Here is a 24,356-nt window from a genome sequence, read left to right on the forward strand (position 1 = left end):
GCTCGGCAGGAGGCGCGATGATTACTCTTGCCCTGTCCAAAGGACGCATCTTCGACGAGACCCTGCCGCTGCTGAAGGCGGCCGGCATCGAGGTCAGCGAAGACCCCGAGAAGTCCCGCAAGCTCATCATCGGCACCAGCAACCCCGAAGTGCGCCTCGTGCTCGTGCGCGCCACCGACGTGCCGACCTACGTGCAGTACGGCGGCGCCGACCTCGGCATCACCGGCAAGGACACGCTGTACGAGCACGGCGGCGCCGGCATGTACCAGCCACTGGACCTGAAGATCGCGCGCTGCCGCATGAGCGTGGCCGTGCGGGCGGACTTCGACTACGAAGCCGCGGTGAAGCAAGGCTCGCGCATCCGCGTGGCCACGAAGTTCACCACCATCGCCAGCGAACATTTCGCCAACAAGGGCGTCCACGTCGACCTGATCAAGCTGTACGGGTCCATGGAGCTCGCGCCGCTGACCGGACTGGCCGACGCCATCGTCGACCTCGTCTCCACCGGCTCCACCTTGAAGGCCAACCACCTCGTCGAGGTCGAGAAGATCATGGAGATTTCCTCGCGCCTCGTCGTGAACCAGGCCGCGCTGAAGTTGAAGCGCGAACCCATCCGCAACATCATCGATTCATTCGCCAAAGCCATCGCATCATGAGCACCAATCTCCGCATCCTCGCCACCACTGCTGCCGACTTCGACACGTCGTTCCAGCATGTGCTGCATTGGAGTGCGGAGCAGGATCATGCGATCGAGGAGCGCGTGGGCAGCATCCTCGCCGACGTGCAGGCACGCGGCGACGAAGCCGTGCTCGAGTACACCCAGCGCTTCGATGGCGTCGATGCGCCCAGCGTGTCTGCACTGGAGATCAGCCAGGCCGAGCTGCAAGCCGCGCTGGCATCCATTCCCGCGAAGCAGCGCGCCGCGCTTGAAGCCGCCGCCCGCCGGGTGCGCAGCTACCACGAGCGCCAGCTCGAAGCCTGCGGCCGCTCGTGGAGCTACCGCGACGAGGACGGCACGCTGCTGGGCCAGAAAGTCACGCCGCTGGACCGAGTGGGCATCTACGTGCCCGGCGGCAAGGCGGCCTATCCGTCCAGCGTGCTGATGAATGCCCTGCCGGCCAAGGTGGCCGGCGTAGGCGAGATCATCATGGTCGTGCCCACGCCGCGAGGCGAGCGCAATGCGCTGGTGCTGGCTGCCGCGGCGGTCGCCGGCGTGGATCGCGCCTTCACGGTGGGCGGTGCGCAGGCGGTTGCTGCGCTCGCCTACGGCACGAAGACCATTCCGTCGGTCGACAAGATCACCGGCCCCGGCAACGCCTACGTGGCCAGCGCCAAGCGCCGCGTGTTCGGCAAGGTGGGCATCGACATGATCGCCGGGCCCAGCGAGATCCTCGTGCTGGCCGACGGCTCCACGCCGCCCGACTGGGTTGCGATGGACCTCTTCAGCCAGGCCGAGCATGACGAACTCGCGCAAAGCATCCTGCTGTGTCCGGATCGCGGCTACATCGATCGCGTGAAGGAAGCCATCGACCGCCTCCTGCCCGACATGCCGCGCAAGGACGTGATCCGCGCCTCGCTGGAAGGGCGTGGTGCACTCATCCACACCCGCAGCATGGAAGAAGCCTGCGAGATCAGCAACCGCATCGCGCCCGAGCACCTGGAGGTGAGCGCCCGCGAGCCGCACCGCTACGAGCCGCTGCTGCGCCATGCCGGCGCCATCTTCCTGGGCGCCTACACCAGTGAAAGCCTGGGTGACTACTGTGCCGGGCCCAACCACGTGCTGCCGACTTCTGGTACCTGCCGCTTCTCCTCGCCGCTTGGCGTGTATGACTTCCAGAAGCGATCGAGCCTGATCGAGGTGAGCGAGGCGGGTGCCCAGGTGCTGGGGCCGATCGCTGCTGAATTGGCCTATGGCGAAGGCTTGCAAGCCCACGCCCGTGCTGCTGAACTTCGCTTGAAAGGAACCGCGCAATGAGCGCCGCACTGGAACAACGGATGAAGAAGGTCATTCGCCAGGACATCCAGTCCATGCACGGCTATGCGGTGCAGCCCTCGGCGGGCATGGTGAAGATCGACACCATGGAAAACCCGTTCCTGCTGCCGGCCCACCTGCGCAAGCAACTGGGCGAGCGGCTGGCGGAGCTGGCGCTCAACCGCTACCCGGCCGAGCGCAGCGACGTGCTGCGCGCCGAGTTGGCGAAGCACGCGCTGATGCCCGAAGGCTGCGACATCATGCTGGGCAACGGCTCGGACGAGCTGATCTCGCTGCTCACGCTCGCTTGCGACGTGCCGGGCGCGACGGTGATCGCGCCGCTGCCGGGCTTCGTCATGTACCAGATGTCCGCCGAGCTGCAGGGCCTGAAGTTCGTGGGCGTGCCGCTGACCGACCGTTTCGAGCTGGACCTGCCGGCCATGCTCGCCGCGGTGAAGGAGCACCAGCCCTCGCTGGTCTACCTGGCCTACCCGAACAACCCGACCGCCAACCTCTGGAACGACGCGGCGGTGGACGCCATCATCGAAGCCGCACCGGGCCTCGTGGTGATGGACGAGGCCTACCAGCCCTTCGCCGCACGTGATTCGCTGGAGCGCCTCAAGCGCCACGAGCACGTGCTGCTCATGCGCACCATGAGCAAGTTCGGCCTGGCGGGCGTGCGCATCGGCTACCTCATCGGCCGCAAGCCGATCATCAAGGAAGTCGACAAGCTGCGTCCGCCCTTCAACATCAGCGTGCTGAACTGCGAGGCGGCGCTGTTCGCGCTGGAGCACGTGGACGAGTACGCGAAGCAGGCCGCCACGATCCGTGCCGAACGCGAGAAGATCCAGGGCTGGCTGCGCGAGCTGCCCGACGTCACGCCTTTCACTAGCGATGCCAACATGATCCTCGCCCGCGTGCCCGACTCGAAGGCCACCTTCGAGGGCATGAAGGCACGGGGCGTGCTTGTGAAGAACGTGGCGTTCGTGCACCCTTTGCTGAAGAATTGCCTGCGCATCACGGTGGGAACACCGGATGAAAACCTGAAGATGATCGACGCCCTGAAGGCGAGCCTGTGATGAGTACCGAACGCAAAGCTGAAGTCGTCCGCAACACCGCCGAGACGCAGATCCGCGTTGCCCTGAACCTGGACGGCACGGGTGCCGCGAAGTTCGTGACGGGCATCGGCTTTTTCGACCACATGCTCGACCAGATCGCGCGCCACGGGCTCATCGACCTGGACATCGACTGCAAGGGCGACCTGCACATCGACGGCCACCACACGGTGGAAGACGTGGGCATCACCTTCGGCCAGGCGATGGCCAAGGCCGTGGGCGACAAGAAGGGCCTGCGCCGCTACGGCCATGCCTACGTGCCGCTGGACGAGGCGCTGTCGCGGGTGGTCATCGACTTCTCCGGCCGCCCCGGCCTGCACATGCGGGTGAACTTCAAGAGCGGCATGATCGGCCAGCTCGACACCCAGCTCGTCTATGAGTTCTTCCAGGGCTTCTCGAACCATGCCGGCGTGACGCTGCACATCGACAACCTGCACGGCGAGAACGCGCACCACCAGTGCGAGACCATCTTCAAGGCCTTCGCGCGGGCGCTGCGCATGGCGCTGGAAATCGATCCGCGGGCTTCCGGGGTCATCCCGTCCACGAAGGGAAGCCTGTAGCCATGTCCAGGACCGTCGCCGTCGTCGACTACGGCATGGGCAACCTGCGCTCGGTCTCGCAGGCCGTGATGCACGTGGCCAAGGGCTCGGACGTGGACGTCATCGTCACCTCCAAGCCCGAGGAGGTCTACGCTGCCGAACGCATCGTGCTGCCCGGGCAGGGAGCCATGCCCGACTGCATGCGCGAACTGCGCGATTCCGGCCTGCTGGACGCCGTGCTCCACGCCGCTGCCAACAAGCCACTCATGGGTGTGTGCGTGGGCATGCAGATGCTGCTGTCGCACAGCGAGGAAGGGCCCACCGACGGGCTGGCCCTCATTCCCGGCGAGGTGAAGCGCTTCCGGCTCGAAGGCCGGCTGCAGCCTGACGGCAGCCGCTACAAGGTGCCGCAGATGGGCTGGAACGCCGTGATCCAGGCGCAGCCGCACAAGATCTGGGCGGGCGTGCCAGATGGCGCCATGTTCTATTTCGTGCACAGCTTCTACGCCCGCCCGTCCGACGCACGCCACAGCGCTGGCGAAACCGAGTACGGCGAGCGCTTTACCTGCGCGCTGGCCCGGGATAATATTTTCGCCACCCAGTTTCACCCCGAGAAAAGCGCGGAACACGGCCTAGCCTTGTACCGAAACTTCCTTCACTGGACTCCGTGACCAGCACCCATCTGAGCCTTCTCGGGCACTCACTCCCTTACCCACCAGCCCCTCGGCCATGCTGCTGATTCCCGCGATCGACCTGAAAGACGGCAAGTGCGTCCGCCTGAAACAAGGCGACATGAACGACTCCACCACCTTCGGTGACGATCCTGCGGCCATCGCACGACGATGGGTCAATGCCGGCGCACGCCGGTTGCACCTGGTCGACCTGAATGGCGCCTTCGCCGGCAAGCCGGTGAACGAGCCGGCGATCAAGGCCATCCTGGCCGAAGTGGGTGACGAGATCCCCGTGCAGCTGGGTGGCGGCATCCGCGACCTGGACACCATCGAGCGCTACCTGGACGATGGCCTGAGTTTCGTCATCATCGGCACCGCCGCGGTGAAGAGCCCGGGCTTCCTGAAGGACGCCTGCAGCGCCTTCGGCGGCCACATCATCGTGGGGCTGGACGCCAAGGACGGCAAGGTGGCGACGGACGGCTGGAGCAAGCTGACCGGCCACGAGGTGGTCGATTTGGCCCAGAAGTTCGAGGATTACGGCGTCGAGGGCGTGATCTACACCGACATCGGGCGCGACGGGATGTTGAGCGGCATCAACATCGACGCGACGGTGAAGCTGGCGCAGTCGCTGTCCATCCCGGTCATCGCCTCGGGCGGGCTGGGTGGCATCGCGGACATCGAGAAGCTGTGCGCGGTGGCCCACGAAGGCATCGAAGGCGTGATCTGCGGCCGGGCCATCTACACCGGCGACCTCGATTTCGCCGGCGCGCAAAAGCGCGCCGACGAGCTCAATGGCGCCTGACCCGGTCGTCCTCCCCGAGAAAACTCAGACCCTGCGGCGGCGAGACGCCGTCCACCCCACCAGGCCCAGGCCCACGAGCATCAGCGCGTAGGTCTCGGGCTCCGGCACCGCATGCAAGAAGCCGCGAATCTCCCCGCCCGGAAAGGCGGTCGTGTGGATGTTGAAGTAGGTCGTTCCTGCATCCAGCCCGGATGCAAAAAAGGCGAACGCACCGGCTGTCGTGCCGCCGTGGGCGGTGATGAACGAGCCGTTCCAGCTCGACGCCAGGTCCATGTCGAAGGTGTGGTCGTAGGTGCCCGACGTGGTGCCCGAAGGGAAGCCGGTGAAGGTGGGCGTGGTGGTTGCCACGCCGGCGGCACCGGTGTCTGGCGTGGCGGTGCAGCAGTGGATGTGGGCGGCGGTGTTGCCGCCCGCCAGCCCGGCGAAGCTGCTTTCCACCCGCATGGTGTGCAGCACCGAATCCACGGTGACGCGTGCCGTGCCCGTGCCGGGCGACGCATTCGGAATGACTTCGCTGGCGCCGTTGAGCGTGGCGACGTAGATGGTCGTGACCGCGGCGGCCGGCATTGCCGTGGCGGCGCCCAGGGCGGCGGCGATCAATGCACTCGATCTCATGAGTTCGTCCTCCTGTCCTTGAATGGCTGCGCCCGCGCGGCTCATTCCGCTGGCGAGCCTTGGTGTACGACGAGCGGCGGCGGTTTCATCCGCGCCGCGCGCCCAGGTTCGCAAGCGGACGTGACACCCGCGCGGCGGCCCGCGCCGCCCGCGTGGGTATAGTGAATCTCTCCAGCCGAGGCCCCCATGCTTGCCAAACGAATCATTCCCTGCCTGGACGTCACCGGAGGCCGTGTGGTCAAGGGCGTCAACTTCGTTGAATTGCGCGATGCCGGCGACCCGGTGGAGATCGCGGCCCGCTACAACGACCAGGGTGCGGACGAACTGACCTTCCTGGACATCACTGCCACCAGTGACGGGCGCGACCTGATCCTGCACATCATCGAGGCGGTGGCCTCGCAGGTGTTCATTCCGCTCACCGTGGGCGGCGGCGTGCGGGTGGTGGAGGACGTGCGGCGGCTGCTGAATGCCGGCGCCGACAAGGTGAGCTTCAACTCGGCGGCGGTGGCCAACCCGCAGGTCATCCGCGATGCGTCAGCCAAGTACGGCGCGCAGTGCATCGTGGTGGCGATCGACGCCAAGCAGCGGCAGGGCGATGACCTGGCGGCACGCGGTGACGGCTGGGACGTCTACACCCACGGTGGCCGCAAGAACACCGGCCTGGATGCCGTGGCCTGGGCACGCCAGATGGCCGAGCATGGCGCGGGCGAGATCCTGCTGACCAGCATGGACCGCGACGGCACCAAGATCGGCTTCGACCTGGAGCTGACCCGGGCGGTGAGCGATGCGGTGAGCGTGCCGGTCATTGCCTCCGGTGGCGTGGGCAACCTGGAACACTTGGCCGATGGCATCCAGAAGGGTGGGGCCGATGCAGTGCTGGCGGCGAGCATCTTCCACTACGGCCAGCACACCGTGGGCGAGGCCAAGGCGCTGATGGCCAGCCGCGGCATCCCGGTGCGCCAATGACGGCTGCAGCAAGGCGCGGCCCGCCGCGTGAGGTGCGGATCATCGGCGGGCAGTGGAAGCGCACCAAGCTGCCGGTGGCCGATCTGCCAGGGTTGCGACCCACGCCCGACCGCGTCCGCGAGACCTTGTTCAACTGGCTGGGGCAGGACCTGGACGGCTGGCGCTGCCTGGACGCCTTCGCCGGCAGCGGCGCGCTCGGATTCGAGGCGGCATCCCGCGGTGCGGCGCAGGTGGTGATGCTCGAACGCGAGCGCTCGCTCGCGCAAGGGCTCAATGCCATCAAGGCCAAGCTCAAGGCGGAGATGGTCCGGATCGAGGCCGCTGACGGGCTGGCCTGGATGCGCCGAGCGTCCCAGGGCAGCTTTGAGCTGGTGTTCATCGATCCGCCGTTCGATGCCAACGTGTTCGAAGCAGCCATCCAGGCGGCATCGCCTTTGCTGGTGGAGGGCGGATTCCTGTACCTGGAGGCCGATCGACCGTTCGATGACGCGACCGTTTCTGGTGCCGGCCTGAAGGTTCATCGCCACGCTCGTGCCGGTGCCGTGCACTTTCATCTGCTGCAACGCAACACGGCGCCGCGCACCGTTTGAAACACCGGGCTACACTGCGGCCGCAACCCATCGCGCAGGAGCGCCACTTGACCTCCGTGACCAAACTCACCGCCGTCTATCCGGGCACCTTCGACCCGATGACCCTGGGCCACGAAGACCTGATGCGCCGCGCCAGCCGGCTGTTCGAGCGGCTGATCCTGGCCGTGGCGGCCGGCCACCACAAGCGCACGATGTTCACCATCGATGAGCGCCTGGAGATCGCCCAGGAGCTGGCCAGCAAGTACCCCAATGTCGAAGTCATCGCCTTCCGCGGCCTGCTGCGAGACTTCGTGGTGGCCAACGGCGGCAAGGTGGTGGTCCGCGGCCTGCGGGCGGTGAGCGACTTCGAGTACGAATTCCAGATGGCCGGCATGAACCGCCAGCTCATGCCCGACGTCGAAACCCTGTTCCTCACGCCCAGCGACCAGTACCAATTCGTCTCCGGCACCTTCGTGCGTGAAATCGCCACGCTGGGCGGCGATGTGTCGAAGTTCGTGTCGGCGTCCGTGAACGACCGGCTCAAGAATCGCGTCAAAGCCAGCAACTGATTCTTTTTTGGATCCCCTGGAAGTACCCGGCCATGGCTCTGCTCATCACCGACGAATGCATCAACTGCGATGTGTGCGAGCCGGAGTGCCCGAACCAGGCCATCTCCATGGGCGCCGAGTTCTATGAGATCGCGCCGGACAAGTGCACCGAGTGCGTCGGCCATTTCGACGAGCCGCAGTGCGTGCAGGTCTGCCCGGTGAGTTGCATCCCGGTCGATCCGAACCGCGTGGAGACCAAGCTGACGCTGTGGCAGAAATACCAGGGCCTGCAGCGCGCGGCGGGTGTGCCTGAGGTGAACATCAAGCTGATTCCGGCGGACGTTTGATCCGCTGCGGGCGCACATCGGCGCCCGCGTTGTGTTCCGGAGATCTACTTGCCGCCAGGCACGACGGCGGTGAAATCCTTGTTGGCGGCAGTCTTCTTCTTCGGCTTGCTCTTGTGAACCTTGGCCTTTGGCGCTGGTGACGATGCAGGCTCCGCCGGCGCCGGTGCACTCAGGCTGGCGGCACCTTGCGGCGCAGAGGCGGCCTCACGCTCCTTGCGCTCGCGCTCCATCTTTGCGGCCAGCTGTTTTTCCTTGGCCGCCACCCGCTTGGCCTCGGCGCGCTGCGCTGCCGTGCGAGGGTCGGTGGATTCGACGATCTTTCCGTCCGGGCAGGGCGTTTGCGAGTAGGTCTGGCCGCACCGATAGATGGCCTGGCCGGCCTGTGCGGCGCCGGCTGCCGCGGCCAGGATGAGGAGCATCAGCAAGCGTGTCATGTCGAGGTCTCCGGGGCGGGGGCGTCAGGCTTGGGTTCGGGCTTGGGCGGCTTGGGGCGCGGTGGCTTGGCGTGCACCTTCATCATCGCCTTTTCCATGTCGCCTGCCAGGATGAGGTCCAGCGCCGTGAGCGACTGGTCGATGGCCTTCTCGATCGCTTCGCGGTGCTCCGGCGACGGTTTCTTGAGCACGTAGTTGACGACTTCGGCCTTCACGCCCGGGTGTCCGATGCCCAGCCGCAGCCGCCAATAGTCGGCTGTGCCCAGCTGCGCATGGATGTCGCGCAAGCCGTTGTGGCCGGCATGGCTGCCGCCCAGCTTGAGCTTCATCTGGCCGGGGACGAGATCGAGCTCGTCATGCACCACGAGGACCTCGTTCGGCAAGATCTTGAAGAAGCGCGCCAGGGCCGCCACCGACTTGCCCGAGAGGTTCATGAAGGTCATCGGCTCCAGCAGCCAGATCGGCCCATCGGGCCGGTTCACCCGCGCCACGAGCCCGAAGTAGGCTCGCTCGGGCACCAGGTTCGCACCCAGCTTGCGCGCGACTTCGTCGATCCACCAGAAGCCGGCATTGTGCCGGGTGGCTTCGTATTCAGGGCCGGGGTTGCCCAGGCCGACAAGCAACTTGATCATGGGGCTGGATTATCGAGGCGCCGCGGAAATGAAAAAGCCCCGCCGAGGCGGGGCTTGACGCTGCAGCCCGCAGGCCGCAACCGGGTGCGCATCAGCGCTTGTTCTGCTTTTCGTCCTTCTTGCCCTTGCCCTTTTCGGCAGCGACAGGAGCGGTAACGACGGGCGCGGCTTCTTCTTCAGCCACTTGCTCGGAGACCGACACGATCACCGGGTTCTTCTTGCCGTGCAGCACGACCTTGCTGCCGGCGGGCAGCTTGATGTCGTTCACGTGCAGCGAACCACCCTTGGCGAGGTTGCCGAGGTCGACCTCGATGAACTCAGGCAGCTGGGCGGCCAGGCACTGGATCATCAGCTCGGTGACCACGTGGTTCACCAGGCACTTGTCGGTCTTGACGGCCGGCGAGTTTTCCTCGTTCGCGAAGTGCAGGGGCACCTTCTTCGTGATCTTGGTGGTGGCGTCCACGCGCTGGAAGTCCACGTGCAGCACGATCGGGCGGAAGGCGTGCATCTGGTAGTCGCGCAGGATGACCTGCTCGGTCTTGCCGGCCAGTTCCATCTCCAGCACGGTGGAGTGGAAGGCTTCCTTCTTCAGCGCGAAGAAGAGGGCGTTGTGGTCCAGCTCGATCTTGGCCGGCTCGCCTGCACCGTAGACGATGCCAGGCACCTTTTGCGCATTGCGCAGGCGGCGGCTCGCTCCGGTCCCCTGCAGCGTGCGCTCGAAAGCGACGAATTTCATGAGTAACTCCAAATGTTCGAGGCACCCGCGACCAGGCTGCCTCATGGGATGAGGCCCTTGCGGGCCCCGCGAAAACGCGGCTCAGAAGTTGTTGTTCTGTTCCGCGAAGAGGGAGGTCACCGATTCACCGTCGGAAATGCGGCGGATGGTCTCGGCGAAGAGGAAGGCGACGGACAGCTGCCGAACCTTCGAGCAGGCCTTGCCTTCCTCGGACAAGGGAATGGTGTTCGTGATGACGACTTCGTCCAGCGCCGAGCCCTTGATGCGGCCGATCGCCGGGCCGGAGAACACGGCGTGGGTGCAGTAGGCGTACACGCTCTTGGCGCCGCGGTCCTTCAGGACTTCGGCTGCCTTCACCAGCGTGCCGGCAGTGTCGATCATGTCGTCCATGATCACGCAGTTGCGGCCGTCAATGTCGCCGATGACGTGCATGACTTCGGACACGTTTGCTTTGGGGCGGCGCTTGTCGATGATGGCCAGGTCGCAGCCCAGCTGCTTGGCCAGCGCCCGGGCGCGCACCACGCCGCCCACGTCGGGCGAGACCACCACGAGGTTCTCGTAGTTCTTGGTCTTCACGTCGGCCAGCAGGACCGGAGAGGCGTAGATGTTGTCGACGGGGATGTTGAAGAAGCCCTGGATCTGGTCGGCGTGCAGGTCCATGGTCAGCAGGCGCTCGACGCCCACGGCTTCCAGCATGTTGGCCACCACCTTGGCGCTGATGGGCACCCGGGTGGAGCGCGGCCGGCGGTCTTGCCGGGCGTAGCCGAAGTAGGGGATGACAGCGGTGACACGGCGGGCGGACGCGCGCTTGAGCGCGTCGACCATGATGCACAGCTCCATCAGGTTTTCGTTGGTCGGCGCGCAGGTGGGCTGGACCACGAAGATGTCGCGGGCACGCACGTTCTGCTGGATTTCGCAGTCGACCTCGCCGTCGGAGAAGCGGCCGACCTTGGCCTTGCCGAGTTCGATGCCGAGATGGGATGCGATTTCCTGCGCCAGCGCGGGGTTGGCGTTACCGGTGAAGAGCACGGTGTTGAAAAGCACATTCCCTCCGTCGAGGCTTGCAGGGTTCTTCATTCAACCCATCAGGTTCAGCCCCTGCGTACCGCATTGCGCCGTACCGGGAATCACAGTGAAGAGATTTGGCAGGGGAGGAAGGACTCGAACCCTCGCATGTCGGAATCAAAATCCGATGCCTTAACCAACTTGGCGACTCCCCTACACCGGTCCGCCGCTTGCGCGGCCAACCTCAACCGTCAGCTTGAAGCCCAGCCCGCGAGGGGATGAAGCTCCAGGCTTCGGCACATTCTGCCTGCCCAACCCGGTGGAAGATCCGCCGGTATTGTCGCCATGGGCGGGCGCTCTGTGCCTCTGAATTCTTTGCCTTCAACCTTGCCCGCTCTTGCAAACACCGCGCTGCCGGAGCCCGTCATGCGGCTGTTGCCAAAGCGTTCTTCAAGCAGCTTGGCGGCCTGGGCCACCTCGGGACTGTGAGCCTGCGCCGGGGGCTGCAAATCGTTGCGGCCATACCCTGCGAGAAGCTTCTCAATTCCAGCGTCTGCAAGAAAGCCTGCGAGTATAGCAGCTTTGGTGTCGCGTACCAGCAATGGGCTTGTGAAAATTGCCTGCGTGGCGATGTTCGCGGCGGGTTTCACGACAGCCAGCCATTGCGCGGGGATGTCCATGGGCGTCAGCTGCTCGCCGATGCCTTCGACCCACGCATTGTGGCCACCGAGGAAAAACGGCACGTCCGCCCCGAGCTTGAGCCCCAGGGGCATCAGGCGCGACAGGGGCCAGTCCAGATGCCACAGGCGGTTCAGCGCCAGCAGCGTCGACGCGGCGTCCGAACTGCCGCCACCCATGCCGGCGCCCCAGGGCACCTGCTTGTCGATGGAAATGTCGGCGCCCAGCGACACGCCGCTCTCGGCCTGCAGCAGCCGGGCGGCACGCAGGCAGAGGTCGTCCGCAGGCAGCGCCGCGCTGAGATCGTGACGCGACAGCCGGCCGTCGCTGCGGCGCTCGAAATGCAGCGTATCGGCCCAGTCGATCATCACGAAGACCGACTGCAGCAGGTGGTAGCCGTCGGGGCGGCGCCCCACCACGTGCAGGAACAGGTTGAGCTTGGCGGGTGCCGGGACGTCCCAGAGGCTGCGCAGGCTCATTGGAAAACCTCCGTGCTGCGCACTGCGGTGCGAGCCACTTCGGGCGGCCGTGCGCGGCTCATTGCGCGTCCAGCTTGGCGCGCACGCTCACGGCCGGCGCCTCGGCGCGGCTGGCGGCGATGAGGCCGTCGCCGAACTGCGCCAGGCTGACCGTCCAGCCCAGTTGCTTGAAGGCCTTGTCGCCATCAGACGTGCTCGGCGCACCCGGCCACGGGCGGCCGCGCAACCAGTCGAAGAGGGCAGCCACCGGCAGGCTTTCGCCCAGCACCTCGCGGGTGAGCTCATCGAGCGTCGCGAAGGCCGTCTCGCCTTGCGACGTGACCAGCGCCACCTTGCCCGGCGCCCAGCGCGCCTGCGCGAGCACCGTGCCCAGCGGCGTGGACAAGTCCAGCTTGCCTTGCTCGGGCGTGCCTTGCAGGTCGAACACGGCGGTCACGTTGCGGGCCTGCGAGGTGGGCGTCGCATCGACCTTCACCGTCATGCGGCCCGCAAGCGAATCCGGCGTGCTGTACTGCCTTGGGCCCGTGGCCTGCTGTGTCGCGCAGCCTGCGAGGACGATGGCGGCCACGAGCGCCGCCAGCCACGCACGCCGGATCACAGGTCGCCGACCCGCAGGCGCGCCAGCGTCTCGCGCAGCACGTCGTTGGCGGAATCCTTGGCCCGAGCCTCGCGCCACACGCGCTTGGCCTCGTCGCGCTCGCCGTTGATCCACAGCACCTCGCCCAGGTGGGCGCCGATCTCGGGATCAGGCCGCGAGCGATAGGCGCCGCGCAGCAGGCGGATCGCCTCCGCCCGGTTGCCGCTGCGGTACTCTACCCAGCCCATGCTGTCGGTGATGAAGGGCTCGCCCGGTGCGATCTCCAGCGCCTTCTGGATCAGCGCCTTCGCCTCGGGCAGGCGGGTATTGCGCTCGGCCAGCGAATAGCCCAGCGCGTTGTAGGCGTGGTGGTGGTCGGGCTTGATCTCGATGACCTTGCGCAACAGCTTTTCCATCTCGTCGAGCTTGTTGAGCTTCTCGGCCATCATGGACTGCTCGTACAGCAGGTCCACGTCGTTCGGGAACTTCTTGTTGGCGCTGGCCAGCACGCTGTTGGCGTCGGACCAGCGCTTCACGTCGCGCAGCACCTGCGCCTCGGCCAGCAGCTTGGCGCGGGCATCGTCCTGGCTGCGCTCGGGCGAGCGGTGGATGAGGTCACGCGCTTCCTTGATCTTGCCCTGGCGTGCCAGCAGCGAGGCGCGCCTTGCGACGACCTCCAGCGCGCGCTGCGGGTTGTCGACCTTGGCGAGCCAGATCTCGGCGGACTTGAAGTCGCCTTGCTGTTCCGCCGCCTGGGCCAGCATCAGCCAGGCCTGGGTCACGCCCTGGTCGGCTGCGGCCGAAGCCGGTGAGGCGTCGTCGTCATCGTCGTCGTCATCGCCCTGCGGCTTGGTTGGCGTGGCGGGCTTGGTTTCGGCCTTGGCCGGTGCCTTCACGGGTGCGGCCTGCGCGACTTCCAGGTATTTCACCAGCGCGTCCGTGGCCTGCTTGGACTGCTTCAACTCCAGGTACAGCGCACCCAGCGTGAGATACGGCCCGGCGACCTGCGGCTGATGCTGCGTCACCTGTTCCAGCTGCACGGCCGCGTCGGCAAAGCGCTGCGAGGCGCTCAGGATCCGCGCATACACCTGCCGGATGCCGTCGCTCGTGGGCTTGACCTTCAGGTGGTCGACGACCAGCTCTTCAGCCGGTGCGACGCCCGGCAGCATTTCCAGCGCGAAGAGTGCCGCGCCTTCGGAGGCCGGATCCTGCTCATGGGCGCGGCGGGCGTACTCCAGCGCCTTGCCCGTGTCTTCGGCCATGAACCACGCATGTCCGATGGCCACGTTCACCGCGGCCTTCGTGCTGGCCTGCTCGGCATAAGGCTGCGTCACCTTCTCCATCAGCGCCACGGTGGCCTTGCGGTCGGCCACGCGCGAGAAGAAGCGCGGCATGTTCATGATGATCGACGGCCGCTCCGCCTCGGGCGTGATCTTGATGAGCGAGGACAGCGTGTCGGCCGTGTCCGCCGGCCGATTCAGCGCGACGAGGATCTGGATGACGTAGCGGTGCGCATCCAGCGATTGCGGCATCTCCTCGCGCCAGGTCTTGGCGGCGGCAAGAGCCTGTTCGCCGGCGCCGGCCTGCAAGGCGATGTCCACGGTACGCTTGAAGATCTGCTCTTCCTTGGAGCGCTTGGCGGCTTCGAGCATCACCTCGTAGGCGGTGCCCACCTCGCCTTCGCGCAGCTCGATCTCGCCGATGAGCACCTGAAGGAAAAGCTGGCGGTCCAGCCGCGAACGGACGAGCAGATCGTCTTGCGCAAAGGCGGCGTGGCTCGCCAGCGTGGCGCACGCGGCCAGGGCCAGCGCACGAAGGCGAGTAGGGAAACGGGCTGGCATTCAGACAACTCCTGTAGCTCAAACGATTCTAGTGGTCGGCGCAGCCCGGAAAACAGCCGCGTGACTGCATTGACCGTGCCGGGTCGTGATAATTCCCTCCATGCCCGAATTGCCCGAAGTCGAGACGACGCGACAGAGTTTTGCGCAGCGCATCCAGGGCGCGCGGGTGACGGCCGTGCGCCTGGGCAAGCCGCTGCGCTGGCCGCTGGGCATAGAGCCCGACACACTCGTGGGCCGCACGGTGGGCGAGGCCTCGCGGCGCGGCAAATACCTCTGGTTGCCATTGGCGCACAACGGCAACGACCTCGGCGGCGTGCTGATGCACCTGGGCATGTCCGGCTCGCTGGCCTTCACGCTGGCGCCGGGCGAGCCGGGCACCCACGACCACTTCGACCTCGTCACCACGAACGGAACCTTGCGGCTGACTGACCCGCGCCGTTTCGGGGCCGTGGTGTGGTCCGACAGCCGCGACGAAGGCATGGCCGCCAAGCTGCTGGCCGGCCTGGGGCTGGAGCCCTTCGACCCGGCCTTCACCGGCGAGCACCTGCATCAGCAGCTCAAGAAACGCCGCGTGGCCGTCAAGCTGGCGTTGCTGGCCGGCGACATCGTGGTGGGCGCGGGCAACATCTACGCCTGCGAGGCGCTGTACCAGGCGGGCATCGACCCGCGCACCCGCAGCGACCGCATCAGCCGTCCGCGGGCCGACAGGCTGGCCCATGCGGTGCGCGACACCCTGGCCCGGGCGCTGGCGCTGGGGGGCTCCACGCTGCGCGACTTTCGCGATGCGCACGGCATGGAAGGCCAGTTCCAGGCGCAGGCCGGCGTCTATGGCCGCGAGAAGGAACCTTGCCGGGTGTGCGGTGCACCAATCAGGCGGCTGGTGCAGGGGCAGCGCTCGACCTTCTTCTGCCCCACTTGCCAAAAGCGCTGAAAGGCGTTGAACTCGTCACGCCAAGTCTGGAAGGATTTGGTATGCAGATGTTTCATCGGGCGTGGCCGGCACCCCTTGCGCTACCATGCCCCGGACATGTCTGCCGCTCCTGAGCGGTACTTTTTTTGCCAGCGTTCCCAGCCACGATGACGCCCACTTTCGCCACCAATTTCGATGCGCTCACCAGTTGGCGCACCTCGCTTGGTCGGCGTCTGGGCGATCTGCAGCGCTACCTCGGCGAGCATGACCTGGCCGATGGCCCCACCACCGAATCGCTGGCCGCGCTGGCATCCCGCCTGGCCGGCGAGAAGCTCGTCGTGGCTTTCGTCGCCGAGTTCTCGCGCGGCAAGTCCGAGCTGATCAACGCCATCTTCTTCGCCGATGCCGGCCGCCGCGTGCTGCCCGCCACCCCGGGCCGCACCACCATGTGCCCGGTGGAGCTGGCCTACGACCCGGAAGAGCCACCGCTGCTGTCGCTGCTGCCCATCACCACCCGGCTCGAAGGCCTGTCGCTGGGCGAGCTGCGCCTGCAGCCGCGCGCCTGGACGCACATCGAGCTGAACGTGAAGTCCTCCGAGGAGCTGTCCAGCGCCTTGAAGGAAGTGATGCGCACGCGCTGGGTCTCGAAGGAAGAGGCCGTCACGCTGGGCTTCTGGGACGACGCCCGTCCGTCCGAGAACCCGCCGCTGGACGACGAAGGCCGCGTGGAAGTGCCCGAGTGGCGCCACGCGCTCATCAACTACCCGCATCCCCTGCTCAAGCAGGGCCTGGTGGTGCTGGACACGCCGGGCCTGAACGCCATCGGCGCCGAGCCCGAACTGACGCTGAGCCTGCTGCCCAGTGCACATGCCACGGTGTTCATCCTGGGTGCCGACACCGGCGTGACCAAGTCCGACATGTCCATCTGGCGCGACCACCTGGACACGCACAACCTCGCACGCTTCGTGGTGCTCAACAAGATCGACGCGATGATCGATCCGCTGGCCACGGCCGAGCAGATCTCCGCGCAGATCGAATCGCAGCGCCAGTCCACCGCCCGTACCCTGGAGATCGCGCCGGAGCGCGTCTTCCCGCTGTCCGCGCGGCAGGCCCTGGCGGCCCGCCTGGCCGGAGATGCCAAGGGCCTGGAAGCCAGCCGGCTCACCACGCTTGAAGAGGCGTTGTCCTCGCAATTGCTGCCCAAGCGCCGCGAAGTGATCCAGCAGGCGCTGGTCGACGCGGTCGAAGACGTCGAGACCCATGTGTCGCGCCGCCTGGGCGATTCACGCCGCCAGCTCGCCGAGCAGATGCTCGAGCTGCGCGGCATCCGCGGCAAGAGCGGCGCCAAGGTGCGCATGATGCTCAAGCGCGTGGAAGAGGAAACCGCGGAATTCGAGCTGTGCACCTCGCGCCTGCAGGCCTTGCGCGTGGTGCACACGCGCATGCTCAAGGATGCGCTCATCGGCCTGTCCAGCGACCGCCTGCGCGAGGAAGTCGCGCAGATGCAGGAGCAGATGGCCGCGTCCATCCTCAACCTGGGCGCGAAGAAGGCCTTCATGGGCCTGTGCAACCGGTTGCGCGAACTGCTGGAAGCCGGGCAAAAGCGCGGCAACGAGATCCGCGACATGCTGTCGGCCTCGTTCACCAAGCTCAATGCCGAGTTCGGTTTCAGCCTGGCGCTGCCCAAGGGGCCTGACCTGGAGCGCTACGTGCGCGAGCTGGGGCTCATCGAGCGCAACTACGTGCAGTACCTGGGCCTCACGCAGGCGCTGCGCCTGTCGCAGCCCAAGTTCATGGAGCAGTTCCGCCGCATGCTGGTGTCCAAGCTGCGCGTCGTGTACGAGAACGCCAGCGGCGAGCTGGAGCTGTGGAGCAAGGGCGCGTCGGCGCAGGTCGATTCGCAGCTGCGCGAGCGCCGCCGTGGTTTCCGCCGCAGGCGCGAGGCGCTGGAGCGCATCCAGAACGCGGCTGGCGAGCTGGAACAGCGCATCAGCGAGATCGAGACGCAGGACCAGCGCCTGCAGCAGTTCCTGCAGCGCGTGGGCGAGCTGGCCAACGCGCTTCGCAACCCCGACACGCCCGAGGTGGACGTGGTGCTCGATGGCCCCACCGAAACCGCCGATGGCCTGCTGCGACTGAACCTGCCGCCGAGCGACGAGCCGGCGCCCATGCTGCTTCGCCACGCCCAAGGGTGAGCGCCGCGGACCCTTCATTCTCGACGCGCGTCGTCGAGTGGCAGCGCAGCCATGGCCGGCACACCCTGCCGTGGCAGCGCACGCGCGACCCGTACCGCGTGTGGCTGTCGGAGATCATGTTGCAGCAGACGCAGGTCTCCACCGTGCTCGGCTACTACGAGCGCTTCCTCGAGCGATTCCCCGACGTGTCCGCGCTGGCTGCCGCGAGCATCGACGACGTGTTCGCGATGTGGAGCGGCCTGGGCTACTACAGCCGTGCACGCAACCTGCACCGCTGCGCGCAGGCCGTGGTGGGCGAGCACGGCGGGCAGTTTCCGCGAAGTGCAGCCCAACTGGCGGAGCTGCCGGGGATCGGACGATCGACGGCCGCGGCGGTGGCGGCCTTCTGCTTCGGCGAACGAGTCGCGATCCTCGACGGCAACGTCAAGCGTGTGCTGTCGCGCTTCCTCGCGTTCGATGACGACCTGGCCTCCAGCGCCAGCGAACGCAAGCTGTGGGACCACGCCACGCGGCTGCTGCCGGACGAGGGCATCGAGTCGTACACGCAAGGCCTGATGGACCTGGGGGCCACCGTGTGCGTCACGCGCTCACCGCATTGCCTGTTGTGCCCCGTGCAGGCCGATTGCCGGGCGCGCCAGCAGGATCGGCCCGAGGCCTATCCCGTCAAGACCCGCAAGCTCAAGCGCGGCCGGCGCGAGCATGTGTGGTTGTGGCTGCAATGGCGCGACCAGCTCTGGCTTACGCAGCGGCCCGACACCGGCGTGTGGGCGGGCTTGTGGAGCCTGCCGGAGTTCGACAGCGGAGAGTCCTTCGACGCGCTGGCCGGGCAATGGCCGGGTGCAGGTGAAGCGCTGGAAAGCTTCACCCACGTGCTCACCCACCTCGACTGGCGGCTGCATCCCATCCGCTGGACCTTGCCCGTGAAGGCCAAGGCCGAACAGGTGACCCAGGCCCTGCCTGCAGGACGCTGGTTCACCCTGGACGAAGCGCTGGCCGCCGGTGTGCCGGCGCCCTTGCGCAAGCTGCTGGCGACGTCTTAGGCCAGCAGCACGGCCCTCAGCTCCGCGAGGGGAAGATGCCTTCCACCGCGATGAAGCAGTTGATGGTCAGCGTCGGCTGCATGATCGGCACCGGCGCGTTCGAGCCGGCCGGCGAGGTCAGCACCGGCGACATCGGCACCGTGCCCGGACCCGGCGCGTAGAGCGTGGTGCGGGCCTTGGTGGCCGGCACGCCGCCGGCGGGCGACACCAGCGTTGCATCCGACGGGCTGCCTTGCGGTGTCACGGTGTGCGTGTGGGCCGGCAACTGGCCGTTGTTGAGCGTCACGGTTTCCGTGCCGCCCATTTCACCGATGGTGCGCGGCGTCAGGCCAGGGCCGGCGCCATCGTGCATCAGCACGCGGCCGCGCATGTCGGGCAGCGCGAAGGTCGTGCGGCCGTCGCCGCCGTAGTTCGTGCCCAGCAGCGAGAACAGCGCGGTGTTGGTGGCGATGGACATCAGTTGTCCATCGAGCCGGGCCCAGCCGCGCGGCGCGAAGTTGAAGGCGCCGCACATGATCTGCCCGAGCAGCGGCTCGGCCTGGGCCGATGCAGTGGTGGGCAGGCTGGTGAGCGAGAGCGCGGCCAGTGTCGCGCAGGCGGTGCGAATCAAGGCGTGAGACATGGAACTCCTCCTGGTTGGCGCAACGCCCGGGCCACCCGGCCTGCGCTGCTGTTCGATGAAGACGAAGACGCGGCGTGGATGCGCGATGCTCAGCGCTTGCGCGAGCGCCGCCATGCCAGCGCACCGAGGCCCGCCAGCATGAGCGCATAAGTCTCGGGCTCGGGCACGGCGCTCACGGCGGCGCTGGTGATGTCGTCCGCGCTGAAGGCGAGGAAGGCGCCGCCCGAGGGCACGCCATAGATCGTTGCGCTGGAAAAGCCCAGGCCGGGATCGCTCTCGACCAGGCCCAGGTAGAAGGCCTTGCCGTCGCTGAGCGTGATGTCCGGCGTGGCGCTGTTGAACACCGAGCCGCCGGCCACCGAGAGCTTGAGGTCACCCGCCTGCGCATCGTTGCCGGTGACGAGATACAGCCCCGCGGCATTCACCACGCGACCGAAGTCGATGGTGATGCTGTCGCCCAGGTAGAAGGCGGTGTCGGGGTTGTCCAGCCCGAGGTAGTTGGTGCCCGAAGTGGTACCGAAGGTGCTGGACACCTGCGCGGTGTAGCCCGGGATGGCGTAGGTGAAGGTGAGGCCGCCGGTGCCTGTGCCGCTGGCGAAGGACGTGCCCGACGCCACGCTGTCGAAGTCCACGGTCTGCACGCCGGTGAGGCCGGAGATGGCCACATCGAACGCGCCCTTGGTGTTGTAGCCGGTGAGTGCGGCCTGTGCACTGAACGCAGTGCAAAGCGCTGCCACGGCGGTGATTGCCTGGATACCCCTCATGTCGCTGGCCTCCATGTGAGAAGCGCAGGTTAGGAGTCGTTACCGGTTGCGTCTAGTTCGGTTCTAGGGATGGGGACACCCCGGAATCGGGGGCGAGGTTTTCACCGATCGGTCACTCAACTGACCACGCCCTTACTGCGCAGGAAGTCGTTCACCAGCTGCAGGCGGATGTGCGGATCGTCCAGCTCCATCAGCTTTTGCTTCGCGGCGATGGAGATGGGCAGGATCTCGCACCAGCGGTTGGCGACCCAGCCGGCGTTGTCGAAGGCGTAGGGTTGCAAGAAGGGCTCCGAGCCTTTGCTCTTCATCGTGGCAATGGCATTGGCCAGGCCGCGCACCGTCTCGTGCATGGCCTCTGCCGGCGCCACCACGTCGTCGTCCTCGAGAATTTCGGCTTGCGCCACCCACAGTCCGTCGCCTTGCTGCGAACAGCGTTTGGCCTCGAAACGCTGCGTGCCCTTGCAGCGCACCATCAGGATGTTGGGCTGCTTGCTGTCCACGTCGATGAGCTCGGCCATCACGCCGATGGTCTCGAACACGGTGGGGTCGTCGGCCTTGCGGCGCACCTCGCTGCCTTGCTTGATGGACACCACGCCGAAGGGCCGGCTCTCGCGCAGGCAGGTGCCCACGAGGTCCAGGTAGCGCGCCTCGAAGACCTTCAGCGACAGCAGGCCGCCCGGGAACAGCACGGTCTGCAGCGGGAAGAGGGGCAGGTCGAAAGTGTCGGAAGAAGGCATCGCAGGAGGACGGTATCGCCAACGTAGTTGTTGTGTGGCCGACGTGGTCAGCCTCGGGCATCGAGCTCGCGATGCCGCACCAGGGTGACTGCGCGCGACTCGAACCAGCGCGACAGCATTTCCACGAAATACACCGAGCGGTGCTGCCCGCCGGTGCAGCCGATGGCCACGGTGAGGTAGCTGCGCTGGTCGGCCTCGAAGGCCGGCAGCCAGCGCGAGATGAAGGCCTCGATCTGCGTGAGCATCTCGCCCACTTCGGGCTGGGCCTGCAGGTAGCTGGCCACCGGGCCGTCGCGCCCGGTCAGCGGGCGCAGCTCCCGGATGTAGTACGGATTGGGCAGCACGCGCACGTCGAACACGTAGTCGGCGTCCAGCGGCACGCCGTGCTTGAAGGCGAAGGATTCGAACACCAGCGTGAAGCGGTTGCCCGGTGCATTCACGAGGTTGTGGATCCAGTGGCGCAGCTGCGCGGGACGCAGCTGGCTGGTGTCGATGATGGTGGACACCTCGCGCAGCTCGGCCAGCAGCTCGCGCTCCAGCTCGATGGCATCGACCAGCGCGCGATGGCGGTCGCTGCTGGTGCCGCCATCGTGCGACAGCGGATGCAGGCGGCGCGTCTCGGAGAAGCGGCGCACCAGCGTGTCGCTGCTCGAATCGAGGAACACCGAGCGGATGAGCACGCCTTCGCCTTGAAGCTGCTCCAGCAGCGGCAGCAGTTGCGGCAGCGAACTGGCGCTGCGCGAATCGACGGCGATGGCCACGCGGCGCTCGGAACGCTGGCCTTCGATGCGCAGGAACTCGCGCAGCAGTTCGGGTGGCAGGTTGTCCACGCAGAAGAAGCCGGCGTCTTCCAGCGCATGCAGCGCCACGGATTTGCCCGAGCCGGAGATGCCGGTGACGAGCACGACCTCGTAGGGCGTGGTCAGCCCATCCGCGCCGGGTTGGGTGATGGGGCCGTCGTCGTCTCCGGAGAGGCTCATGACCGCTTCCGCCCGCGACCTGCAGACTCCGCACCCACCGCGAGCATCTCCTGCGCGTGGGCCAGGCTGGTGCCCGACAGGCGCTCGCCGCCCAGCATGCGGGCGATCTCGGCCACGCGGGCTTCGCCGCTCACGCCGCTGATGTCGCTGCGGGTGCTGCCTTCTCGGGCGGCCTTGGAGACCACAAAATGATGGTCCGCGCAGGCGGCCACTTGCGGCAGGTGGGTGACGGCCATGACCTGGCGGTCGCGGCCCAGTTGCTTCATCAGGCGGCCCACGGTCTCGGCCACCGCGCCGCCGACGCCGGCGTCGATCTCGTCGAAGATCAGCGTGCCGGCCTCGCCGAGCTGGCTGGTGGTGACGGCAATGGCCAGCGCGATGCGCGAGAGTTCACCGCCCGAGGCCACCTTGGCCAGCGGACGCGGCGTGCTGCCTTCGTGGCCGGCCACGAGGAAGTCCGCGGACTCCAGGCCGAAGGACTGCGGCGCTTCCTGGGCCTGCAAGGCCACCTCGAAGCGGCCGCCGGCCATGCCCAGCTGCTGCATGGCTTGCGTGACGGAAGCGGCGAGCCTGGGCGCGGCCTGCCTGCGGGCGGCGGACACCTTCTTCGCCTGTGCATCGAATGCCGCCTGGGTGTTGCGCACCGCGGCTTCGAGCGCGTCGAGATCGGCCGCGGCATCCAGTGCCGACAGCTCGCGCTTCCATTCGGCCAGCAGCGCGGCCAGGTCGGAGGGCGGACGGCGATAGCGGCGCGCCAGGCTCATCCACGCGGACATGCGCTCGTCCACCTCCTGCAGGCGCTCGGGCTCGACGTCGGTGTGGTTCAGGTAGCTCGACAGCGTGTGCGCCGCGTCCTGCAGCTGTGCCTGCGCGCCTTGCAACACCTCGACGACGGCGGCCAGCTGCGGGTCGAAGGACGACACCTCCTGCAGCGAATCGATGGCTCGGCCGGTCAGCGATTCGGCGTTCTCGTCGGCATCGTTCACCGCATCCAGCGAATGGCGCGCGGCATCGATCAGCGCCTGGGCGTTGGCCAGCTTCTGGTGCTCGGCATTGAGCTCGTCCCATTCGTCATCGCCGGGCGCGAGCTTGTCGACTTCGCCGATCTGCCAGGCCAGGCGCTCGCGTTCGCGCGACAGGTCGGCCTGCTGGGTGCGGGCCTTGTCCAGCGCGTCGGAAGCAGCCTTCCACGCAGAGAAAGACGCCGCCAGCGGCGCGGTGTCGATGCCGGCGTAGGCATCGAGCAGCCCGCGCACCGACACGCCCCGCGTGAGGCTTTGCCAGGCGTGCTGGCCGTGGATGTCCACGAGGTGGTCCGCCGCTTCGCGAAGCTGGGCGATGGTGGCCGCACTGCCGTTCACCCAGGCGCGCGACTTGCCCTGCGCGTCGATGGTGCGGCGAAGCAGCAGGGTGTCGGCGGACTCGAAGCCGGCTTCTTCCAGCCAGGAGGCCAGCGTGGCCGGTGAGTCGAATTCCGCGGTGATCTCGGCCCGTGCCGCGCCTTCGCGCACCACGCCCGCATCGCCTCGGCTGCCCAGCGCGAGCTGCACCGCGTCGATGAGGATGGACTTGCCCGCGCCGGTCTCGCCGGTGAGCACCGAGAAGCCACCGTCGAGTTCGACCTCCATCGAGGTCACGATGACGAAGTCACGCAGCGCGAGTCGGCGAAGCATCAGGCCACCCCCGCGTTCCAGTGCAGCTTGCGCCGCAAGGTGGCGTAGTAGCTCCAGCCCAGCGGATGGAGGAAGCGCACCTGGTGTGCAGAGCGGCGCACCGTGATGCGGTCGCCGTGGAGAAGGCTGGCCAAGGCTTGCATGTCGAAGTTCACGCTGGCGTCGCGGCCCGCCACGATCTCGATGGTGATCTCGCGCGAGTCGGGCAGGACGATGGTTCGGTTGGACAGGTCGTGCGGCGCGATGGGCACGAGCACCCAGCCGCCGATGCCCGGATGGAGGATGGGCCCGCCCGCGGACAGTGCGTAGGCGGTCGAGCCGGTGGGCGAGCCCACGATGAGGCCGTCGGCGCGGATGTTGGCGACGAACTCGTCGCCGATGTCCACCTTCAGCTCCACCATGCTGGCGGTGGCGCCGCGGCTGACCACCACGTCGTTCATTGCCAGGCCCTCGAAGATCATGTCGCCGTCGCGCCAGACGCCGCCTTCGAGCATGCTGCGGCGTTCTTCCTCGAAGTCGCCGGCGATCATGGGCGCCAGCGCTTCGGCGAACTGGCCGATGGGCACGTCGGTGATGAAACCCAGCCGGCCCTGGTTGATACCGACCAGCGGGATGTTGAAGCGGGCGAGCTGGCGGGCGATGCCCAGCATGGTGCCGTCGCCGCCCACCACGATGGCGATGTCGCAGTTCTGGCCGAGTTCGGCCGGTGTCATCGAACCGTAATCGGCGAGGCCGGTGTTCAGCGCGGTCTCGCGCTCCAGCGAGACCTCCAGCCCCTGGGCGATCAGGAAGCGGGCGATCTCGTCGAGAACCCCTCGAATACCTTGTGCGTGGTACTTGCCTACGAGTGCGGCGTGACGAAAGCGACGGCTCATGCGCGGGATTACACCACAGGGCCTCGTCAAAAAC

At 67.1% G+C, this 24,356-nt stretch carries 27 protein-coding genes and 1 tRNA gene; 13 read left to right on the top strand and 15 right to left on the bottom strand.

What is annotated here, in order from left to right:
* The first annotated feature begins 17 nt into the window (after positions 1 to 17).
* From hisG to hisA, 6 genes are read left to right on the top strand one after another with little or no spacing between them, the layout of a single operon-like run.
* Entirely contained in the window at positions 18 to 656 is a 639-nt protein-coding gene (gene hisG / locus DZC73_RS19655; protein WP_124542061.1) for an ATP phosphoribosyltransferase, read from the top strand.
* A complete protein-coding gene (hisD, locus tag DZC73_RS19660) occupies positions 653 to 1,975 on the top strand; it encodes a histidinol dehydrogenase (protein WP_124542062.1) in 1,323 nt (440 codons plus the stop codon). The genes hisG and hisD overlap by 4 nt, the downstream gene beginning before the upstream one ends.
* Positions 1,972 to 3,051, top strand: coding sequence for a histidinol-phosphate transaminase (gene hisC, locus DZC73_RS19665; protein WP_235835202.1), 1,080 nt, complete (start codon positions 1,972 to 1,974; stop codon positions 3,049 to 3,051). Before hisD ends, hisC begins: the two co-directional genes overlap by 4 nt.
* Positions 3,051 to 3,647, top strand: a complete 597-nt coding sequence (gene hisB / locus DZC73_RS19670) for an imidazoleglycerol-phosphate dehydratase HisB (RefSeq protein WP_124542063.1) — start codon at positions 3,051 to 3,053, stop codon at positions 3,645 to 3,647. Before hisC ends, hisB begins: the two co-directional genes overlap by 1 nt.
* A gap of 2 nt (positions 3,648 to 3,649) precedes the next feature.
* Positions 3,650 to 4,297: an imidazole glycerol phosphate synthase subunit HisH gene (gene hisH / locus DZC73_RS19675; protein WP_124542064.1), complete on the top strand. Its 648-nt coding sequence runs from the start codon at positions 3,650 to 3,652 to the stop codon at positions 4,295 to 4,297.
* 58 nt (positions 4,298 to 4,355) lie between these two features.
* Positions 4,356 to 5,099, top strand: a complete 744-nt coding sequence (gene hisA / locus DZC73_RS19680; protein WP_124542065.1) for a 1-(5-phosphoribosyl)-5-[(5-phosphoribosylamino)methylideneamino]imidazole-4-carboxamide isomerase — start codon at positions 4,356 to 4,358, stop codon at positions 5,097 to 5,099.
* Between the two features lie 24 nt (positions 5,100 to 5,123).
* On the opposite strand, the gene DZC73_RS19685 is transcribed toward hisA, so the two are convergent.
* Positions 5,124 to 5,714 carry a CHRD domain-containing protein gene (locus DZC73_RS19685; RefSeq protein ID WP_124542066.1) on the bottom strand — a complete coding sequence of 197 codons (591 nt, stop codon included), beginning with the start codon at positions 5,712 to 5,714 and terminating at the stop codon, positions 5,124 to 5,126.
* 186 nt (positions 5,715 to 5,900) lie between these two features.
* On the opposite strand from DZC73_RS19685, the gene hisF reads away from it, so the two are divergent.
* Genes hisF through DZC73_RS19705 form a run of 4 tightly spaced genes read left to right on the top strand, consistent with a single transcriptional unit; the run spans position 5,901 to position 8,144 of the window.
* Positions 5,901 to 6,680, top strand: coding sequence for an imidazole glycerol phosphate synthase subunit HisF (hisF, locus tag DZC73_RS19690; RefSeq protein ID WP_124542067.1), 780 nt, complete (start codon positions 5,901 to 5,903; stop codon positions 6,678 to 6,680).
* Positions 6,677 to 7,270, top strand: a complete 594-nt coding sequence (gene rsmD, locus DZC73_RS19695) for a 16S rRNA (guanine(966)-N(2))-methyltransferase RsmD (RefSeq protein ID WP_124542068.1) — start codon at positions 6,677 to 6,679, stop codon at positions 7,268 to 7,270. The genes hisF and rsmD overlap by 4 nt, the downstream gene beginning before the upstream one ends.
* Before the next feature lie 47 nt (positions 7,271 to 7,317).
* The gene (coaD, locus tag DZC73_RS19700; RefSeq protein WP_124542069.1) at positions 7,318 to 7,818 is read left to right on the top strand and encodes a pantetheine-phosphate adenylyltransferase; all 501 of its coding nucleotides are present in this window, start codon (positions 7,318 to 7,320) and stop codon (positions 7,816 to 7,818) included.
* Positions 7,819 to 7,850: 32 nt separating this feature from the next.
* On the top strand, positions 7,851 to 8,144 hold the full coding sequence (locus DZC73_RS19705) for a YfhL family 4Fe-4S dicluster ferredoxin (RefSeq protein ID WP_124542070.1): 294 nt from the start codon (positions 7,851 to 7,853) through the stop codon (positions 8,142 to 8,144).
* A gap of 44 nt (positions 8,145 to 8,188) precedes the next feature.
* Here the strand turns inward: DZC73_RS19705 and DZC73_RS19710 are convergent, their stop codons facing one another.
* The 8 genes from DZC73_RS19710 to DZC73_RS19745 all read right to left on the bottom strand — a co-directional run bounded on the left by DZC73_RS19710 (position 8,189) and on the right by DZC73_RS19745 (position 14,526).
* Positions 8,189 to 8,578 (bottom strand): hypothetical protein, encoded by a 390-nt coding sequence (locus DZC73_RS19710; RefSeq protein WP_124542071.1) that lies wholly within the window; start codon positions 8,576 to 8,578, stop codon positions 8,189 to 8,191.
* Positions 8,575 to 9,210: an aminoacyl-tRNA hydrolase gene (pth, locus tag DZC73_RS19715; RefSeq protein WP_124542072.1), complete on the bottom strand. Its 636-nt coding sequence runs from the start codon at positions 9,208 to 9,210 to the stop codon at positions 8,575 to 8,577. Before pth ends, DZC73_RS19710 begins: the two co-directional genes overlap by 4 nt.
* Before the next feature lie 91 nt (positions 9,211 to 9,301).
* A complete protein-coding gene (locus DZC73_RS19720; RefSeq protein ID WP_124542073.1) occupies positions 9,302 to 9,946 on the bottom strand; it encodes a 50S ribosomal protein L25/general stress protein Ctc in 645 nt (214 codons plus the stop codon).
* Positions 9,947 to 10,027: 81 nt separating this feature from the next.
* Entirely contained in the window at positions 10,028 to 10,990 is a 963-nt protein-coding gene (locus DZC73_RS19725; RefSeq protein WP_235835203.1) for a ribose-phosphate pyrophosphokinase, read from the bottom strand.
* 99 nt (positions 10,991 to 11,089) lie between these two features.
* Positions 11,090 to 11,166, bottom strand: a tRNA-Gln gene (locus tag DZC73_RS19730).
* A 36-nt stretch (positions 11,167 to 11,202) separates the two neighbouring features.
* Positions 11,203 to 12,102 (bottom strand): 4-(cytidine 5'-diphospho)-2-C-methyl-D-erythritol kinase, encoded by a 900-nt coding sequence (gene ispE / locus DZC73_RS19735; RefSeq protein ID WP_198414908.1) that lies wholly within the window; start codon positions 12,100 to 12,102, stop codon positions 11,203 to 11,205.
* 64 nt (positions 12,103 to 12,166) lie between these two features.
* On the bottom strand, positions 12,167 to 12,676 hold the full coding sequence (locus DZC73_RS19740) for an outer membrane lipoprotein LolB (RefSeq protein ID WP_235835204.1): 510 nt from the start codon (positions 12,674 to 12,676) through the stop codon (positions 12,167 to 12,169).
* 26 nt (positions 12,677 to 12,702) lie between these two features.
* Entirely contained in the window at positions 12,703 to 14,526 is a 1,824-nt protein-coding gene (locus tag DZC73_RS19745) for a tetratricopeptide repeat protein (RefSeq protein WP_124542076.1), read from the bottom strand.
* A gap of 100 nt (positions 14,527 to 14,626) precedes the next feature.
* Here DZC73_RS19745 and mutM point away from each other — a divergent pair, with 100 nt between their 5' ends.
* From mutM to mutY, 3 genes are all read left to right on the top strand, one after another.
* Positions 14,627 to 15,457 carry a bifunctional DNA-formamidopyrimidine glycosylase/DNA-(apurinic or apyrimidinic site) lyase gene (gene mutM / locus DZC73_RS19750; protein WP_124542077.1) on the top strand — a complete coding sequence of 277 codons (831 nt, stop codon included), beginning with the start codon at positions 14,627 to 14,629 and terminating at the stop codon, positions 15,455 to 15,457.
* Between the two features lie 146 nt (positions 15,458 to 15,603).
* A complete protein-coding gene (locus DZC73_RS19755) occupies positions 15,604 to 17,631 on the top strand; it encodes a dynamin family protein (protein ID WP_124542078.1) in 2,028 nt (675 codons plus the stop codon).
* Positions 17,628 to 18,671, top strand: coding sequence for an A/G-specific adenine glycosylase (gene mutY, locus DZC73_RS19760; protein ID WP_124542079.1), 1,044 nt, complete (start codon positions 17,628 to 17,630; stop codon positions 18,669 to 18,671). The genes DZC73_RS19755 and mutY overlap by 4 nt, the downstream gene beginning before the upstream one ends.
* 16 nt (positions 18,672 to 18,687) lie before the next feature.
* Here mutY and DZC73_RS19765 read toward each other — a convergent pair whose 3' ends face one another.
* The 6 genes from DZC73_RS19765 to DZC73_RS19790 all read right to left on the bottom strand — a co-directional run bounded on the left by DZC73_RS19765 (position 18,688) and on the right by DZC73_RS19790 (position 24,322).
* Entirely contained in the window at positions 18,688 to 19,293 is a 606-nt protein-coding gene (locus DZC73_RS19765) for a phage tail protein (RefSeq protein ID WP_124542080.1), read from the bottom strand.
* An 89-nt stretch (positions 19,294 to 19,382) separates the two neighbouring features.
* The gene (locus DZC73_RS19770; protein ID WP_161974653.1) at positions 19,383 to 20,057 is read right to left on the bottom strand and encodes a PEP-CTERM sorting domain-containing protein; all 675 of its coding nucleotides are present in this window, start codon (positions 20,055 to 20,057) and stop codon (positions 19,383 to 19,385) included.
* A gap of 116 nt (positions 20,058 to 20,173) precedes the next feature.
* Positions 20,174 to 20,794, bottom strand: coding sequence for an LON peptidase substrate-binding domain-containing protein (locus tag DZC73_RS19775; RefSeq protein ID WP_124542082.1), 621 nt, complete (start codon positions 20,792 to 20,794; stop codon positions 20,174 to 20,176).
* A 47-nt stretch (positions 20,795 to 20,841) separates the two neighbouring features.
* Positions 20,842 to 21,774 carry an RNase adapter RapZ gene (gene rapZ / locus DZC73_RS19780; protein WP_124542083.1) on the bottom strand — a complete coding sequence of 311 codons (933 nt, stop codon included), beginning with the start codon at positions 21,772 to 21,774 and terminating at the stop codon, positions 20,842 to 20,844.
* Positions 21,771 to 23,447, bottom strand: a complete 1,677-nt coding sequence (gene recN / locus DZC73_RS19785; RefSeq protein WP_198414898.1) for a DNA repair protein RecN — start codon at positions 23,445 to 23,447, stop codon at positions 21,771 to 21,773. The genes rapZ and recN overlap by 4 nt, the downstream gene beginning before the upstream one ends.
* Positions 23,447 to 24,322 (bottom strand): NAD kinase, encoded by an 876-nt coding sequence (locus DZC73_RS19790; protein WP_124542084.1) that lies wholly within the window; start codon positions 24,320 to 24,322, stop codon positions 23,447 to 23,449. The genes recN and DZC73_RS19790 overlap by 1 nt, the downstream gene beginning before the upstream one ends.
* Positions 24,323 to 24,356 lie beyond the last annotated feature (34 nt).

Source organism: Rhizobacter terrae (assembly GCF_003852895.1).
In the GTDB taxonomy this organism is placed as follows: Bacteria; Pseudomonadota; Gammaproteobacteria; order Burkholderiales; family Burkholderiaceae_C; genus Albitalea; species Albitalea terrae.